Origin of the sequence: Microbispora sp. NPDC046973 (assembly GCF_040644495.1) — a bacterium.
Classification (GTDB): Bacteria; Actinomycetota; Actinomycetes; order Streptosporangiales; family Streptosporangiaceae; genus Microbispora.
Genome location: NZ_JBEYWQ010000002.1, coordinates 1 through 15,229 on the forward strand (window position 1 = coordinate 1; position 15,229 = coordinate 15,229).

The 15,229-nt window shown below is 72.0% G+C and carries 19 protein-coding genes and 1 pseudogene; 11 read left to right on the plus strand and 9 right to left on the minus strand.

Annotation, left to right across the window (positions count from 1 at the left end; genetic code table 11):
- A pseudogene (locus tag ABZ860_RS04035) lies at nt 1-299 on the plus strand (hypothetical protein); the annotation flags it as partial.
- Nucleotides 296-568, plus strand: coding sequence for a type II toxin-antitoxin system RelE/ParE family toxin (locus tag ABZ860_RS04040; RefSeq protein ID WP_357214759.1), 273 nt, complete (start codon nt 296-298; stop codon nt 566-568). The pseudogene ABZ860_RS04035 and the gene ABZ860_RS04040, both read left to right, overlap by 4 nt.
- Before the next feature lie 7 nt (nt 569-575).
- On the opposite strand, the gene ABZ860_RS04045 is transcribed toward ABZ860_RS04040, so the two are convergent.
- Nucleotides 576-1,853: an MFS transporter gene (locus ABZ860_RS04045; RefSeq protein WP_357214762.1), complete on the minus strand. Its 1,278-nt coding sequence runs from the start codon at nt 1,851-1,853 to the stop codon at nt 576-578.
- 96 nt (nt 1,854-1,949) lie between these two features.
- Here ABZ860_RS04045 and ABZ860_RS04050 point away from each other — a divergent pair, with 96 nt between their 5' ends.
- A complete protein-coding gene (locus tag ABZ860_RS04050) occupies nt 1,950-2,402 on the plus strand; it encodes a helix-turn-helix domain-containing protein (RefSeq protein ID WP_357214764.1) in 453 nt (150 codons plus the stop codon).
- Nucleotides 2,403-2,622: 220 nt separating this feature from the next.
- On the opposite strand, the gene ABZ860_RS04055 is transcribed toward ABZ860_RS04050, so the two are convergent.
- Nucleotides 2,623-3,666: an NAD(P)-dependent alcohol dehydrogenase gene (locus ABZ860_RS04055; RefSeq protein ID WP_357216282.1), complete on the minus strand. Its 1,044-nt coding sequence runs from the start codon at nt 3,664-3,666 to the stop codon at nt 2,623-2,625.
- Nucleotides 3,667-3,841: 175 nt separating this feature from the next.
- On the opposite strand from ABZ860_RS04055, the gene ABZ860_RS04060 reads away from it, so the two are divergent.
- Nucleotides 3,842-4,411 carry a helix-turn-helix transcriptional regulator gene (locus ABZ860_RS04060; protein WP_357214767.1) on the plus strand — a complete coding sequence of 190 codons (570 nt, stop codon included), beginning with the start codon at nt 3,842-3,844 and terminating at the stop codon, nt 4,409-4,411.
- Nucleotides 4,412-4,418: 7 nt separating this feature from the next.
- Here the strand turns inward: ABZ860_RS04060 and ABZ860_RS04065 are convergent, their stop codons facing one another.
- Both ABZ860_RS04065 and ABZ860_RS04070 read right to left on the minus strand, forming a co-directional pair.
- Complete coding sequence (locus ABZ860_RS04065) at nt 4,419-4,751, minus strand: putative quinol monooxygenase (protein ID WP_357214770.1); 333 nt, start codon at nt 4,749-4,751, stop codon at nt 4,419-4,421.
- An 11-nt stretch (nt 4,752-4,762) separates the two neighbouring features.
- Complete coding sequence (locus ABZ860_RS04070) at nt 4,763-5,749, minus strand: serine hydrolase (protein ID WP_357214773.1); 987 nt, start codon at nt 5,747-5,749, stop codon at nt 4,763-4,765.
- Between the two features lie 124 nt (nt 5,750-5,873).
- Between ABZ860_RS04070 and ABZ860_RS04075 the strand changes: the two genes are divergently transcribed.
- Nucleotides 5,874-6,491, plus strand: coding sequence for a hypothetical protein (locus tag ABZ860_RS04075; protein WP_357214776.1), 618 nt, complete (start codon nt 5,874-5,876; stop codon nt 6,489-6,491).
- On the opposite strand, the gene ABZ860_RS04080 is transcribed toward ABZ860_RS04075, so the two are convergent.
- From ABZ860_RS04080 to ABZ860_RS04095, 4 genes are all read right to left on the minus strand, one after another.
- Nucleotides 6,474-7,535, minus strand: coding sequence for a hypothetical protein (locus ABZ860_RS04080; protein ID WP_357214778.1), 1,062 nt, complete (start codon nt 7,533-7,535; stop codon nt 6,474-6,476). The two genes, ABZ860_RS04075 and ABZ860_RS04080, sit on opposite strands and share 18 nt — an antisense overlap.
- A gap of 64 nt (nt 7,536-7,599) precedes the next feature.
- The gene (locus ABZ860_RS04085; protein WP_357214780.1) at nt 7,600-8,265 is read right to left on the minus strand and encodes an alpha/beta fold hydrolase; all 666 of its coding nucleotides are present in this window, start codon (nt 8,263-8,265) and stop codon (nt 7,600-7,602) included.
- A gap of 49 nt (nt 8,266-8,314) precedes the next feature.
- Nucleotides 8,315-8,857: a hypothetical protein gene (locus tag ABZ860_RS04090; RefSeq protein ID WP_357214782.1), complete on the minus strand. Its 543-nt coding sequence runs from the start codon at nt 8,855-8,857 to the stop codon at nt 8,315-8,317.
- Nucleotides 8,854-9,054 carry a hypothetical protein gene (locus tag ABZ860_RS04095; protein ID WP_357214784.1) on the minus strand — a complete coding sequence of 67 codons (201 nt, stop codon included), beginning with the start codon at nt 9,052-9,054 and terminating at the stop codon, nt 8,854-8,856. The genes ABZ860_RS04090 and ABZ860_RS04095 overlap by 4 nt, the downstream gene beginning before the upstream one ends.
- A gap of 88 nt (nt 9,055-9,142) precedes the next feature.
- Between ABZ860_RS04095 and ABZ860_RS04100 the strand changes: the two genes are divergently transcribed.
- The 5 genes from ABZ860_RS04100 (at nt 9,143) to ABZ860_RS04120 (ending at nt 12,016) form a co-directional block, all read left to right on the plus strand.
- Nucleotides 9,143-9,592: a DUF4383 domain-containing protein gene (locus ABZ860_RS04100; protein ID WP_357214786.1), complete on the plus strand. Its 450-nt coding sequence runs from the start codon at nt 9,143-9,145 to the stop codon at nt 9,590-9,592.
- Between the two features lie 65 nt (nt 9,593-9,657).
- Nucleotides 9,658-10,074, plus strand: a complete 417-nt coding sequence (locus ABZ860_RS04105; protein ID WP_357214788.1) for a CBS domain-containing protein — start codon at nt 9,658-9,660, stop codon at nt 10,072-10,074.
- Between the two features lie 228 nt (nt 10,075-10,302).
- Complete coding sequence (locus tag ABZ860_RS04110; RefSeq protein ID WP_357214791.1) at nt 10,303-10,713, plus strand: hypothetical protein; 411 nt, start codon at nt 10,303-10,305, stop codon at nt 10,711-10,713.
- A gap of 20 nt (nt 10,714-10,733) precedes the next feature.
- Nucleotides 10,734-11,207, plus strand: a complete 474-nt coding sequence (locus tag ABZ860_RS04115) for a DUF6789 family protein (RefSeq protein WP_357214794.1) — start codon at nt 10,734-10,736, stop codon at nt 11,205-11,207.
- A complete protein-coding gene (locus ABZ860_RS04120; RefSeq protein ID WP_357214797.1) occupies nt 11,204-12,016 on the plus strand; it encodes an SDR family NAD(P)-dependent oxidoreductase in 813 nt (270 codons plus the stop codon). The genes ABZ860_RS04115 and ABZ860_RS04120 overlap by 4 nt, the downstream gene beginning before the upstream one ends.
- Nucleotides 12,017-12,150: 134 nt before the next feature.
- Here the strand turns inward: ABZ860_RS04120 and ABZ860_RS04125 are convergent, their stop codons facing one another.
- The gene (locus ABZ860_RS04125; protein ID WP_357214800.1) at nt 12,151-12,576 is read right to left on the minus strand and encodes a PPOX class F420-dependent oxidoreductase; all 426 of its coding nucleotides are present in this window, start codon (nt 12,574-12,576) and stop codon (nt 12,151-12,153) included.
- Between the two features lie 416 nt (nt 12,577-12,992).
- On the opposite strand from ABZ860_RS04125, the gene ABZ860_RS04130 reads away from it, so the two are divergent.
- Nucleotides 12,993-15,221, plus strand: coding sequence for a M4 family metallopeptidase (locus tag ABZ860_RS04130; protein WP_357214803.1), 2,229 nt, complete (start codon nt 12,993-12,995; stop codon nt 15,219-15,221).
- The last annotated feature ends 8 nt before the right edge of the window (nt 15,222-15,229 follow it).

Below are 15,229 nucleotides of genomic sequence, written 5' to 3' on the forward strand. Positions count from 1 at the left end.
ATCATCATCGTCAGGAACGCCTTGTCAAAGGCGGCGCCCTTGAGTCCTTCGAGCTGTCCTGCTCACCTCGGCTTCACAACCATTGGCCGATTTCCTGGCCGGGATTCCGGCTACACGACTGCCATCTCGTGTCAGTGGCGGAGTGGGAATCCCTGCAGGAGACTCTCGACATCCTCGCCGACCCCGGGATGCGCGCCGATCTCGTCGAGGCCGCCGCCGCCGAGGCGCGGGGCGATGTGACGACAGAGGAAGAGATGGCCGCCATCATGGCCGCTCGTCTCGGCAAGGCGAGTGCGTGAGCGACCGATACAGCGTCCTCCTCGCTCCGCCGGCACGCCGCGCCCTCAGCGGCGGTCTCCCGGAGGAGGTGGCCGCTGCCGCACGGGAGCTCATCACCGGTGCGGTAGCCCGTGAACCGTGGCGGGTGGGCAAACCCCTCCAGGAGCCGTACGAGGGGCTGTACGTCGCCCGGCGCGGAACCTACCGGGTGGTCTACCGCATCGACGAGGACAATCGCGCCGTGACGATTCAGACGATCAAGCACCGCCGGGACGCCTACCGGTTCTGAGCGCCTTTCAGTCCTCGGTCGCGATGCCCTCGGAGCCCGATGCGGGGTGCCGAGGGCATCCGCGCGACACGGGGCGGGACCGGCGTGCGGACAGTGCCCAGACGGCGAGGGCCAGGAGGCTGAAGGCCGCGCCGAGCAGGCAGACGGCGCCCCAGCCCGCGATGGCGTACACGGCGGTGGAGGCGAGCGCTCCCGCGGCGCTACCGGCCGAGTAGAAGATCATGTAACCGCCGATGACCCTGCTGCCCGCGTCGGGGCGGCGGTCGTAGATCATGCTCTGGCTGGTGACGTGGACGGCCTGCACCGCCAGGTCGAGCAGGATCGCGCCGAGCGCGAGCGCCCACAGGGACCGCTGGGTGAGGGCCAGGGGGATCCAGGAGATCGCGAGCAGGAGCAGGGCTCCCCCGGTGGTCCGCTCGCCGAGGCCGCGATCGTGCAGGCGCCCGGCCGGCGCGGCGACCGCGGCGCCGGCGGCGCCGACCAGGCCGAAGGCGCCGATGGCGGTGTGCGTCAGGGACAGCGGCGGAGCGCTGAGCGGCAGGGCCACGCAACTCCACAGCGTGCTGAAGGACGCGAAGACGAGCAGGGCGAGCACACCCCGGGTACGCAGGAGGGGCTCCCGGACGAACAGGGTGACGGTGGAACGCAGCAGGTCGCGGTAGCGCGGGCGGCGCGGCGCCACGGGCCGGCGGGGCAGCGCACGCCGCAGGGCGACAGTGAGCAGCAGCATCGCCGTGGCCGAGGCGAGGTAGACGGCGCGCCAGCCCGCCAGGTCGGCCAGCAGCCCGGAGACGGTGCGGGCGAGCAGGATCCCGAGCACGATGCCGCTGGTCACCTGCCCCACGACCCGGCCCCGGCGGTCCGGCGCGCTCAGCGCGGCGGCGTACGCGACCAGGGACTGGGTGACGACGGCCAGGAAGCCGACCGCGGCGGCGGACGCGAACAGCACGGGCGCGTGTGGGGCGGTGCCCAGGGCCGCCAGCGCCGCGGCCAGCAACAGCGACTGCCGGGTCACCAGCGTTCGCCGGTCGAGCACGTCGCCGAGGGGCACCAGGAGGAACAGGCCCAGCCCGTAGCCGAGCTGGGTCGCCGTGACCATCGCGCCGGCCGCCGCCTGACCGATCCCGAAGTCCTGGGCGAGGGTGGCCAGCAGCGGCTGCGCGAAGTAGACGTTCGCCACGGCGGTGCCGGCGGCCAGGGCGAACAGCGGGATGGTTCCGTGCCGTGCGAGGCCCGCGTCCCCCGTATGCGTCGCGTGTCCGTCCGTGGTCTGGCACGTGGCCATGAGCCCTCCTGGTTTCAACTTGCCACCAGGGCGAGACTAGAGACCTTTGGTAGCATGTTGCAACCAGCAGGGGCGCCAGAAAGAGGGACGAGCGTGGTGAGACGGACTCGTTTCGACGACAGCGACTGCCCCGTGGCGCGTTCGGTGGACGCCATCGGGGACTGGTGGTCGCTACTGATCGTGCGGGACGCCTTCGACGGGCATCGCCGCTTCGGGGAGTTCCAACGGAGTCTCGGCGTCGCCAAGAACATCCTCGCCGCACGGCTGCGCGCCCTCGTCGCCGGCGGCGTCTTCGAGGTCGTGCCGGCCTCCGACGGAAGCGCCTACCAGGAGTACGTCCTGACCCCCAAGGGCCGGGGGCTCTTCCCGGTGATCGTCGCTCTGCGGCAGTGGGGTGAGGACCACTTCTTCGACGAGGACGAGCCGCATTCCGCGCTGGTGGACCGGCTGTCCGCCCGGCCGCTGGCCCCCCTGCGGATCCAGGCCGCGGACGGGCGTCCCGTCGCCCCCGAGGACACCGTCGTCGTCAAGGTTCCCCACGATCGCTGACGCGTCGGCGCCTGCCGGCCTCGGCCCCATCGCCCGAGGCCATGACGCGCCAGCGGCTGAGGCGGGCGCGGCGAGCGCCACTCCTCCGGACAGCCGGTCGCTGGAGCCGTTCCGTTACGCCGCCCGTGCTTACCAGCGAGGTGATCGCGAGGCGATGGGCGATCACCGGCGAGAGCGGCCCGCCCGTCCGCTCGCCCACTGCGAGGCTGCGGAGGGTGCGTCAGCCGAGGGTGGCGGTGTCGATGACGAACCGGTAGCGGACGTCGGAGGCCAGGACACGCTGGTAGGCCTCGTTGATCTGGCCCGCCGAGATCAGCTCGATGTCGGCGTCGATGCGGTGCTCGGCGCAGAAGTCCAGCATCTCCTGCGTCTCGGCGATGCCGCCGATCATCGACCCGGCGTAGGAGCGTCGAGCGCCGATCAGGGAGAACACGTTGAGGCTCAACGGCTCGGCGGGGGCGCCGACGTTGACCAGGGTGCCGTCGACGGCGAGGAGGCCGAGGTAGGCGTCGAGGTCGATGCGGGCGCTGACCGTGTTGACGATCAGGTCGAACCGGCCGGCGAGCTGCTCGAACGTGTCGGGGTCCCCGGTGGCGTGGTAGTGGTCGGCCCCGAGCCGCAGGCCGTCCTCCTGCTTCTTCAGGGACTGCGAGAGCACGGTGACCTCGGCGCCCATGGCGTGGGCGATCTTTACGGCCATGTGCCCGAGCCCCCCGAGGCCGACGACCGCGACCTTCTTGCCCGGGCCGGCCCCCCAGCGGCGCAGCGGCGAGTAGGTGGTGATGCCGGCGCACAGCAGCGGCGCCGCGGCCGCCAGGTCGATGCCCTCGGGCACCGACAGGACGAAGTCGGCGTCGACGACGATGTGGGTGGAGTAGCCGCCCTGGGTGACGGTGCCGTCCCTGTCGACGCCTCCGTAGGTGGGCACCATCCCCTTGACGCAGTACTGTTCGTCGCCGTTGCGGCAGTTGGCGCACTCACCACACGAGTTGACCATGCAGCCCACCCCGACGCGGTCACCCACCTGGTGCCGGGTGACGGCGGCGCCGACCTCGGCGACGATCCCGACGATCTCGTGACCGGGGACCAACGGATACGGCTGGGGTCCCCAGTCGCCGTTGACGGTGTGGATGTCGGAGTGGCAGATGCCCGCGTACCTGACCTCGATGAGCACGTCGTCGGGACCGACGTCACGCCGTTCGATGGTCGTGGGCGCCAGCGGCTCGGCGGCGGCCGGCGCGGCGTAGGCATGAACACGCACGATGATTGCTCCTTCGATAAGGGCCCGACCCCGAGTTCTCACTGGGCCGGTGCCCACCGGGCCGGGCGAGGTGGCCACCAGCCATCCAAGGCGCGGGCCGGAGGAGGAGGAAGGCACCGGTGAAAGGTGTACTGGCAGGGCATCCCTGCACTGTGGAAGGTTACCTAGCCTGAAAGACGTGGACAGCCGCACCGAGATCCGTGAGTTCCTGACCTCCCGCCGGGCCAGGATCAGCCCGCAGCAGGCCGGGCTGCCCTCCTATGGCACCCGCCGGGTCCCCGGCTTGCGCCGCGTCGAGGTGGCCCAGCTGGCCGGGATCAGCGTGGAGTACTACTCCCGCCTGGAACGCGGCGACCTGTCCGGAGTCTCCGACAGCGTCCTGGACACGCTCGCCCGCGCCCTGCGACTCGACGACGAGGAACGCACCCACCTGGAGGACCTCGCCCGCAGCGACGACTTCCGCGCCCGCTGGGCCCGCCACGACGTCCGCCAGCACCACATCGGCACCAAGCCCTTCCGTCACCCCGTCGTCGGCGACCTCCACCTCACCTACGAAGCCCTCGACCTGACCGCCGACAACCTGACCCTGGTCGCCTACGGCGCCGAACCCGGCAGCGATTCCGAGGACAGACTCCGCCTCCTCGCGAGCTGGGCCTCCACGCTCGCCCCCGCCCCCGGCCACGATCCCGGCCACGACGGCCGTCGCCCGCCCGCCCCTCCGGTGTCGCGGCCTCTGGACGCCTGCTGAGTTCGTTTCAGCGCTCGGTGGGGACTGCCATCTCGCCGAGGAGGGACCAGTCGTCCTGCGGGACCGTGACGTTGACGATCCTCGGGGTCTCGGCGAGGTGGGGCGGCAGCGTACGCCGGGCCGTCCGGAAGTGCTCCGACCCGACGTGGGCCGCTCCGGCCTCGTCGTCCCGGAACGCCTCGACGAGGACGTACTCCGCCGGGTCGTCGAGGCTGCGCGACCAGTCGAACCACAGGCAGCCCGGTTCCGCGCGGGTCGCCTCGGTGAACTCACGGGTGATCTCCGGCCACTGGTCGGCGTACTGCGGCAGCACCCGGAACTTGGCGGTGATGAAAATCATCTGAGGTCTCCTCACGCGATCGCAGGCAGGACGACATCCTCCAGGACCGCCCTCGGCGCCGTGTCCTGGCCCGCCCCGTTGTAGTCGCCGGCGGTGACGGCCACGACGAGGCCGAGATCGGGCAGCAGGAACAGCCGCTGGCCGCCGTTGCCCAGGGCCATCGCGCGCCCGTCCTGGCCCGCGTACCACATGTACCCGTAGGAGACGCCCTCCCAGGCGGGCACACGCGGGCGCAGCATCTCCCCGATCCAGCCGGGGGCGACCTCCCGGTCCAGCACCGCCTGCCCGATCCGGGCGAGGCCGCGCGGCGTCAGGCGCAGGCCGGAGGCGGCCAGAACGGTCCCGTCGGAGCCCGCCGACCATTCGAAGGCGCCGACGCCGAGCGGCTCGAACAGCTCCCTGCGGGCGAACTCCTCCAGGCGCAGGCCCGTGCCCTTCGCGACGATCGCGCCGACGAGGGCCGCGGCGCCGCCGCTGTAGCGCCACCGCTCGCCCGGCTCCTCCACGAACGGGCGCTCCAGCACGTAGCGGCAGCGGTCCGGCGCCAGCTCCATCGCGATCTCGCTGTTCGCCGGGCTGGTGTATGGGGCGCTCTCGTCCCACTCCAGGCCCATCGTCATCGTCAGCGCGTGCCCGATCGTCAGACCGGCCCGGCGGGGATCTTCCGCCAGGTCGGCGTACTCGGGAAAGACCGTCAGGATCGGCTCGCCGGGGTCCGGCACGCGGCCGGACTCCAGCGCCAGGCCGTACAGCAGCGCCACCAGGCTCTTGGTGACCGAGCGCAGGTCGTGGAGCGTGTCCGGCCCGAAGTCCACGTGGCCGAGCGGAGTGTTCAGCACATGGTCCTCTCCGCCGCCGTACCACTCGAGGACGACGCGGCCGTGCCGGGCCACCACGACACCGTGCAGGGCCGGGGCTCCGCCTCGCCGTACGAGGGCGTCCAGACGGTGGGGCAGGTCCGGCGCGAAGCCGGCCCTCTCCGGGGAGACCATCTGCATGCGTTTCCTCCGCTTTTTCGGGGATTCTTCCTCGTCCCGAGGCTCGCATAATTTTCCGGCGGTAAACAACCGGCGGAGGGGGTACCCAGCTTCGAAAGACGCTCCCGAGCGAGCCGAGGTCGACATGCGCAGGATCCTGGCGGCTCTATGCGTCGCGGCCGCGGCCGTCACCGCCGCCTGCGGCGACATCAAACAGGACTACTTCACCCAGACGATCCCCCAGAACGAGGGGGCGAACGTGAACCTGCCCGGTCTGCTGCTCCGCAACGCCTTCGTCATCGGCTCGCAGCAGCCCGCCCCGCCGGGGACCGACATGCCGATGTACATGATGCTGCTCAACGAGAGCGGCCGCACCGACCGCCTGGTGTCGGTGGACACCGGGGGCGTGTTCCGGGAGGCCCGCCTGCCCGCCGGCGGCCTGGAGATCCCCGGCGGGAGGTACGTCGGCGGGACGGCACTCCCCCAGGTGCTGCTCGCCGGCCTCACCCGCCCGCTGGGCAGCGGTGGCACGATCCCCGTGACGTTCCGGTTCCAGAACGCGGGGACGGCCCGGGTCGACGTGCCGGTCCTGCCGCCCGGAACGTGGCGGAGCACCTACTCCCCCTGGCCGGGCGCGTCGCCGAGCCCGTCACCGAGCGTCTCGCCGAGCCCGTCACCGAGCCCGTCATCGAGCCCGTCATCGAGCGTCTCGCCCAGTCCGCCGCCGGCCGTCTCGCCGAGCCCGTCACCCGCCGGGAGCTGACGCGTCCCGGATCTCGGGGTTCCCGGCCATGATCTCCTCGGCGACCGCGCGCAGACGGGGCAGGTACGCGGTCACCTCGCCCGCCCTGCGCCGCAGGTCGTCCGGCGACCCGGCGCCCAGGTCGGCCGCCAGGTCCGCGAACCCGGCGAAGTGGCCCGTCTCCCCCGGCGCGTCCGCGGCGAGGATCTTCAGGCACCGGGCGTACGTCGCGGCGATCCAGAAGACGGCCTCGCGGTGCAGGCCGCGCGCGACGAGGTCGCGGCTGCCGTCCACCGCCACCGGCCGGGCCGCCTCGGTGACGTCGGCGGAGAAGGGGAACGGCGTGCGGGCCGCGGCCGCCGCCGCGTCGAAGGCCCTCGTCATCGTGGCGAGGTGGGCGGTGACCCGATCGCGGGTCAGGTGCGCGCAGCCGAGCAGGCCGAGCAGCTCCTCGTAGACGTCCATCCGGCCGTGGTCCCGCAGCAGTTCGCGGACGGCCGGGTAGCGCAGCCGTACGGTGGGGTTGCGCAGCCCGGCGGCGAGGAGCACGTGGGTTGTGATGCCGGCCGGGAACAGCCAGGCGGTGACCTGGTCGTGGAACGGTCTGCGGGGATCGAGGGCCGCGAGCCCACCGGTGATGCGGCGTTCGGCGTCCGCGCACCGCAGGCGGACCCAGCGCCGCTCGGCGAAGCCCGCCGCGACGGCGGATCGGAGCCGGGCCAGCCGCCCGGTGGGATCGGCGATCACGGTGTCGGTGCGGAAGGCGCCGGCCAGGTGACAAGAGGCCAGCACGTCGTGGGCCGAGGCGAGCCTGTCCCAGGACACGTACGTGACCTCGACGAGCACGCCCTCCCAGGGGATCTTGCCGAGCTTGGGCGGGGCCACGGGATCGGTGACCACGACGGCCACGTCGACGTCCGACGTGGGCGGCAGCACCGCGTCGGGTTCGGCCCAGGCCGCCGAGCCGGTCAGGAAGGCCCCGGCGAAGTTCGCGGCGGAGGCGGCCTCGGCGGCGACCCAGCGGGCCGCGGCGGCCCGCGCGTCCCGGATCCGTGTCCCTCGCATGATCCACAGTGAACCACGGACGGGCCGGGCGGCCACCGGGCCGCCCGGCCGAAAGCGAGGGCGATCAGCTGTTGAGCAGGTCGCGGATGCCGGACATCGCCTCGATGTTGCTCAGGATCGACAGGTGGTCGACGCAGGCGAGGGTGTGGTTGTCCGCACCGGACAGCCTGGTGCTGGTGTAGGGGATGATGATGCCGTCGCAGGGCGACACCCAGGTGCCGTACTTCGCCGACCCGGGCGTCTCGTCGCCGCTCAGCGAGGTGATGTACGCCGAGCCGGGCAGCATCTCGATGCACGAGACGTAGATGGTGCAGGCGGCGGCGTACGTCGTGCCGTGGTTGGCGCCGGCCAGCGAGGCGACGTGCCCGACGTTGGCGGCTCCGCCGAGCTTCTGCAGGTAATACCGCGTCACCAGGCCGCCCATCGAGTGGTTGACGATGTCGACCTGGGACGCGCCCGTGCTGGCCTTGATCTGGTTGACGAAGGCGGCCAGGCCCTGGGCGCTGATGATGTTCGACCCGGCCCAGTTGTAGTTGTAGCCGTACAACCGGCCGGCGGACCAGCCATTGGCCACCAGGTACGCCTGCAGGGTGGCGAAGTTGGTGCTGTTTCCGGTGTAGCCGTGGACGAAGACGACGGGGTTGTGCGTGGCCGCCTGCGCGGGGGCGGCGGGGGCGAGGAAGCCGAGCAGGGCCAGGATGCCGATGAGGGGGCCGACGATCCTACGCATGAGATCTCCTTGCCGTGGGGGATGACAGGAGTCTCGCGATCAGGACCGGTCACGGCATCGGGGAAATCACCAGTCGCCGTCCCCCGTCCCGCCGGGTGCGGGTCCGCCGCCGGACGGCGCGCGGCGCGGTCAGGTTGGGGCAGTGCCCGGTCGCCCGCGTCAGCACGAGCTCGCTGGCGGGGATGTTCTCGTGCACGAACGTGCCGACCTCCACCGGGGCGATCACGTCCTCGGAGCACTGCAGGATCAGGGAGCGCACCGGCACCCGCGGCAGGTCGGCCCGGTTGTCCGACATGAACGTCACCGTCGCGAACCGCTTGGCGATCTCCGGGTCGGCCCGGCAGAAGCTGTTGGTCAGCTCGGCCCCCAGCTCGGGGCGCTCCGGGTTGCCCACGATCACCGGGGCCATGGCGCTGGACCAGCCGAGGTAGTTGCCGTCGAGCGACTCGAGCAGTTCATCGCTGTCGGCCGCGCTGAAGCCGCCGACGTAGCCCTCGTCGTCGATGGAGCGGGGCGAGGGCCCGACCATCACCAGCGCCCCGAAGCGCGCCGGCTCCCTGATCGCCGCGAGCGCGCCGATCATCGCACTCACGAGTGGCCGACGAAGACCGTGTCGGTCAGGTCGAGCTCGGCGCAGATGTCCAGGACGTCCTGCGCGTATCCCTGCGGCGAGGAGTAACGCTCGGGCGAGTAGGCCGACGGGTCGGAGTCGCCGGAGCCCACGTAGTCGAACAGGACGATCCGGTGGTCGTCCTCGAACGCGGGGCGACGCGCAAGCGCACCAACCAAGTCCCTTGAAGCGTGAGTTCGGGGGTGGTCGTGTACGTCGCGCGGTCAGGGGTAGGCGGGGTGAGTCCCCTACTCCCCTGGAGGCGTCATGGACACCCTTCCCACGAGGACAACCACGCGTACGCCCGTCCAGACGGCCGCGCTGGTCGTGGGCGCCGTGTTCCTTCTGGTCGGCGTCCTGGGCTTCATCCCCGGGATCACGCAGAACGTCGACCAGCTGCAGTTCGCGGGACACCACTCCGACGCCATGCTGCTCGGCGTCTTCGAGGTGTCGATCCTGCACAACATCGTCCACCTGCTGTTCGGCGTCGCCGGCGTGAGGCTGGCGCGCACCTGGGCGGGCGCCCGCTCCTACCTGATCGGCGGCGGCGCCGTCTACCTGGTGCTGTGGCTGTACGGCCTGCTGGTGGGACACGACAGCGCGGCCAACTTCGTCCCGGTCAACAACGCCGACAACTGGCTGCACCTGTTCCTGGGTCTCGGGATGATCGCCCTCGGCTTCCTGCTGTCCCGCAGGACGGTCGCCGACAGGGTGTGAACCGGGTCCCTTCCCGCGGCCGGTCCCCCGGCCGCGCGTACCGCACAGGAAGGAAAGGAGAAGGTATGACGACCGCTCGCGAGATCATGACCCCCCGGGCCGAGTGCGTGAACGCGGACGAGACCGTCCTCGACGCCGCGCAGAAGATGGCGCGCCTCGGCGTGGGCTCGCTGCCGATCTGCGGCACCGACGACCGGCTCAAGGGCGTGCTGACCGACCGCGACATCGTCGTGAAGGTGCTGGCCCAGGGCAAGGACCCCAGGTCGTGCCAGGCCGGTGAGCTCGCCCAGGGCGAGGCCGTCACGATCGGCGCCGACGACGACGCGGCCGAGATCCTGAGCACGATGGCCACGCACAAGGTCCGCCGTCTGCCCGTCATCGACGGGCACAAGCTGGTGGGCATCGTCGCGCTGGCCGACGTGGCCCGCGCCCTGCCCGACCGTCCGGTGGGCGACCTCGTGGACGCCATCAGCACGGACTGACGTCCGTCCGCCGCCGTACGGCAGGCGGTCGCCGGAGCCCCGGCCCTCCCCCGGCCGGGGCTTCGCGGCGCGAAGGCCCTGTTTCATCCCGGCCGATGGGGTATGGCCGCATTTACGCGCTCTGTCCCGGCGGGACGTCGCCTGGCGGAGCCGCCGCGACCGGGGTCCCGCTGAGGCGGGCCCCACCGGCCAGACCCATCGACGACCGAGGTGCCGGGAGGGGTAGCGATGACCGACGACACCACCGCGAGCAAGCCGGAGCGCTTCGCGTTCGACTTCGACCCCCGATTCGCCCCCCTGCTGTCCGTCCTGGGCATCCGCCCGGACACCGCCGGGGTGCTGGTCGGCCCTGGCACACTGCGGGTCCGCTTCGGGCCCTGGGTGACCGAGACCCCGCTGGCCAACGTCGCCGGCGTCGAGACGACCGGCCCCTACTCGCCGTTGCGGGCGATCGGGGTCCACGTGTCGCTCGCCGACCGCAGCCTGACGTTCGCGACCAACGCCCGCAAGGGGCTGTGCGTTCGGTTCCACGAGCCGATCCGGGGCGGCGAGCCGCTCGGGCTGCTGCGTCACCCCGGCCTGACCGTGACGGTCGCCGACCCCGCCGGCCTCGCCGAGAAGCTCTCACGGCGCCTGTAGAAGCCTCCTGGAGGAAATCTGTGATCCGCCAACTCACCCGCGGCGCGGCCGCCGGAGCGCTGTCCACCCTCACGATGAGCGCCGTGATGCTCGCCGGCCAGAAGAGCGGCCTGATGCCGGGCCAGCCGCCCAAGCACATCGTGAGGGCGGCCCTGCCGGGCCATCGGCACCGGCCCAAACCCGGCGAACGCGTCCTCGGCGCCGTCGCGCACCTCGGGTTCGGCGCAGGCTGCGGCGCGGCGTTCGCGCTGCTCACCCGCGGGCGCAGGGCCGGCGTCCCCCTCGGGGTGGGCTACGCCCTGCTGATCTGGCTCGGCGCCTATGAGGGCTGGGTGCCCGCACTGAACATCCTGCCGCCCGCCTCGCGCGACCCGGCGCGCGGCCGCCCGGTCGTCATGGCCGCGGCGCACGTGGCGTACGGCGCCACGCTGGCGCTCGCGGTCCGCGCCATGCGCGGGGCGGACGGACGACACGACGAGAAGGAGGACAGATGACGACGACGGAACGGCCGCTGGCCCTCGTGACCGGCGCCTCCAGCGGCATCGGGTACGAACTCGCCAGGCAGTTCGCCCAGCACGGCTTCGACGTGGTGGTCACGGCGGAGGACGCGGAGCTCGACACCGCCGCCGAGTCCCTGAAGGAGTACGGCGGGCAGGTCACCCCGGTGCGCGCCGACCTCACCCGATACGACGAGGTCGAGCGGCTGTGGACCGCGTCCGTCGCGGCCGGACGGCCCCTCGACGCCGTGGCGGTCAACGCGGGCGTCGGAGTGGGCGGCGCCTTTCGCGAGACCTCCCTGGAGGCCGAGCTGAAGCTCGTCGAGCTCAACGTCACCTCCTCGGTGCACCTGGCCAAGCGCGCCGTCGCCGCCATGACCGCACGCGGCAAGGGGAAGATCCTGTTCACGTCGTCGGTCGCCGCGCTCACGCCCGGGCCGTTCGAGGCCGTGTACGCCGCGAGCAAGGCGTTCCTGCACTCGTTCGCCGAGGCCCTGCGCAACGAGCTGAAGGACTCCGGGGTCACCGTCACCTCGCTCCTGCCGGGCCCGACGGACACCGAGTTCTTCGAGCGGGCCGGCATGGAGGACACGCGGGTGGGCTCGGGCAAGAAGGACGACCCGGCCGAGGTCGCCCGGCAGGGCTTCGACGCGCTGATGAAGGGCGACGACAAGGTCGTCGCCGGATCGCTCATGAACAAGGTCCAGGGCGTGGCCGGCCGGGTCACCCCGGACACGGCCAAGGCCGCCATGCACCGCCGCATGGCCGAGCCCGGCAAGGGCGACACCTCCGAGAAGGACGAGTAGGCCCATCCTGCCGGTGCGCCGCCGACCGCCGCCGACGCGCGGCCGGGTCCCGCTCACCGCCCCGCCCCCGCCGCACACGATCGCGGCGGGGCGGGGCGGCACTCTTTAATGCCGTACGCCGTCGTCGCGGGTGGTCAGCCGGCGACGTCCTTGAAGGCGACGACCTTGCCGACGCGCAGCCGCACGAGGAACTCCCCCGGGACGCCGTTGCGCCGGCCGTACTCCGCTGCCCGCTTGTCCCCCATGTAGCGGCCGCCGAGCACGGTCGCCCAGTGGCGCACCTCGGCGAGGTCGTCCGACAGCGTCGCCTCCCCCTCGATCATCACGTACGAGTACGGCGGGGCCTGGTCGTCGACGCACAGGGTCGCCCGGGGATCGCGGCGCAGCGCCTTGGCCTTCACCCCGCTCTCGTGGGTGGTGAACACCACGTCGTCCCCGTCGAGGGCGAACCAGATCGGCGTCACGTGCGGCCGCCCGTCCGCCCTGGTGATGGCGAGCTTGCCGGTCCTGGTGCCGCTCATCGCGAACTCGCGCCACTCCGCCTCGGTCATCCTTTCCATGGCGTCGAACCTAGCTCGTGCCACGCCTCGGCCTCGCCGCCCGTCCCCCACGTGGCGGCCGTCTTCTTACGCCCTACGCACCAAGGCCGTCGCTTTTCCGTAGATGTACGGATATCGCTACGGATGTTCGCGTCCGGATCGTGGTTCTAACGTCGCGCACGGGCCGGTTTCCCCGGCCGGGTCGGCGAAACGAGGAGTCCCGTGACGTAGAACTCCCCTCTTTTCTCCCAGCCGTCTCCGCCATGGGAGAGACGTCTCCGCTCGTGCCCGCCACAGCGGAAAGCACCATCCATTTCTCTCATCACCCCCCAAATCCCACTGTGTCCGCCGTCGGGGCTCGTCTCCCGGCGGCGCCACCGCCGGCGCCCGCCCACAAGGCGGTCCGCCACGTGGGAGGCAGAGAAAGGAAGACGCCCATGAGGCGCACAGCACTGCTCGCGGCGGCCGCCGCGCTGGCCGTGACCGGCGTGGTGGTACCCCCCACCGTCGCCGCAGCCAAGCCTCCGCCCGGCAGCGAGGGCGCGGTCAGGTCCCTCGCCGACGACCCCGCGCAGCGAGCCGCGGCCGCCGCCGACCAGGCCGTCGCGAGCGGCCTGGACGACCTGCGCGTGTCCCCCAGCGAGACCTACCGGCGCACCTCCGTCACGCCGGGCGGCGGCATGTACTACGTCACCTACGAGCGCGCGTACAAGGGCCTGCCCATCGTGGGCGGCGACGCGGTCGTGGTCACCGACGCGGGCGGGCGGGTGCGCGACACCGAGGCGGCGTCCGGCGCCCTCCCCCTGGGCGTGCCGACCTCGCCGACGGTCACCGCCGAGACCGCCACCGCGACGGCGAAGACCGTGCTGTCCCGGGTCGACGACACCGCGGCCCCGCGCCTGGTGGTCCTGGCCTGGGGCGCCAAGCCGCGCCTGGCGTGGGAGGCCCTGGTCTCCGGCATCGCCGCCGGAAAGCCGAGCATCCAGCACGTCTTCGTCGACGCGACCACCGGGGAGATCGCCGACTCCTACGACCAGGTGAAGGCGGGCACCGGCAACGGCTACTACTACGGCACGGTCACCATCAACACGAGCGGCTCCGGCAGCTCGTACTCGATGACCGACTCCACCCGCAGCGGCATCAGGTGCGGCGGCCAGAACGGCTCCGCCTACACCGGCACCGACGACTCCTGGGGCAACGGCAGCGGGACCAGCCTGGAGACCGCCTGCGTGGACGCGCTCTACGGCGTGCAGCGCGAGTGGGACATGCTGCGCGACTGGCTCGGCCGCAACGGCATCAACGGCAGCGGCGGCGGCTTCCCCACCCGGGTGGGCCTGGCCGACGTCAACGCGTACTGGAACGGCAGCTACACCAACTTCGGCCACTCGCAGGACAACGCCCGTCAGGCCACGCCGATCGACGTGGTGGCGCACGAGTTCGGCCACGCCATCTTCCAGACCACGCCCGGCGCCGCCGGATCCGGCAACGAGAACGGCGGCATCAACGAGGGCACCGGCGACATCTTCGGCGCGCTCACCGAGGCGTACGCCGACAACCCGAACGACCCGCCGGACTACCAGGTGGGCGAGGAGGTCAACCTCGTCGGCGACGGCCCGATCCGCTACATGTACAACCCGTCCCTCGCCGGCGACCCCAACTGCTACTCGAGCTCGATCCCGGGCACCGAGGTGCACGCCGCGGCGGGCCCGCTGAACCACTGGTTCTACCTGCTGGCCGAGGGCTCGTCGCCGGGCGGTGGCAAGCCGAGCAGCCCGATCTGCTCGGGCGGCCCCTCGTCGGTGACCGGCATCGGCATCCAGAAGGCCGGAAAGATCTACATGGGCGCGCTCCAGCGCAAGACCTCGACCTGGAAGTACGTCAACGTCAGGACCGCGTCGCTGGCGGCGGCGGTGGAACTGTACGGCGCGAGCAGCCCCGAGTGCGCGGCCACCAAGGCGGCGTGGAGCGCGGCCGGAGTGCCGGCGCAGTCGAACGAGGCGAGCTGCAGCTCGTCGGGCAACGACTTCTCGATGTCGCTGAACCCCACGGCGGGCACGGTGACGCCGGGCGGGTCGGCCACCGCCACGGTCGCGACGTCGACCACCTCGGGTAGCGCGCAGACGGTGAGCCTCAGCGCCTCCGGACTCCCGTCCGGGGCGAGCGCGAGCTTCAGCCCGTCGTCGGTGAGCTCGGGCGGCTCCTCCACGCTGACCATCTCCACCAGCGCGTCGACGCCCTCCGGGACGTACACGGTCACCGTCACCGGCAGCGGCTCGGCCGCCACCCACACCGCCTCCTACACGCTGACGGTGTCGGGCGGCTCCGGCGGGCGCACGTTCACCAACGGCACCGACTACACGATCAACGACCTGACCACGATCACCAGCCCGATCACCTCGACGGCCACGGGGACGGCGGTCTCCCCGGTGCAGCTGAGCGTCACCATCTCGCACACCTGCGCCGAGGACCTGCGGATCAGGCTCCAGGGCCCGAACGGCACCTGGTACACGGTCAAGTCCAGCGGCGGCCTGAGCTGCACCTCCTTCGGCACCCGCACCTACTCCGTCCCGGTCACCCAGACGGCGGCGGGCACCTGGACCCTTGAGGTCCGCGACCAGTACACCTACGACACCGGCTACCTCGACTCGTGGAGCATCACGCTCTGAGTGACGGC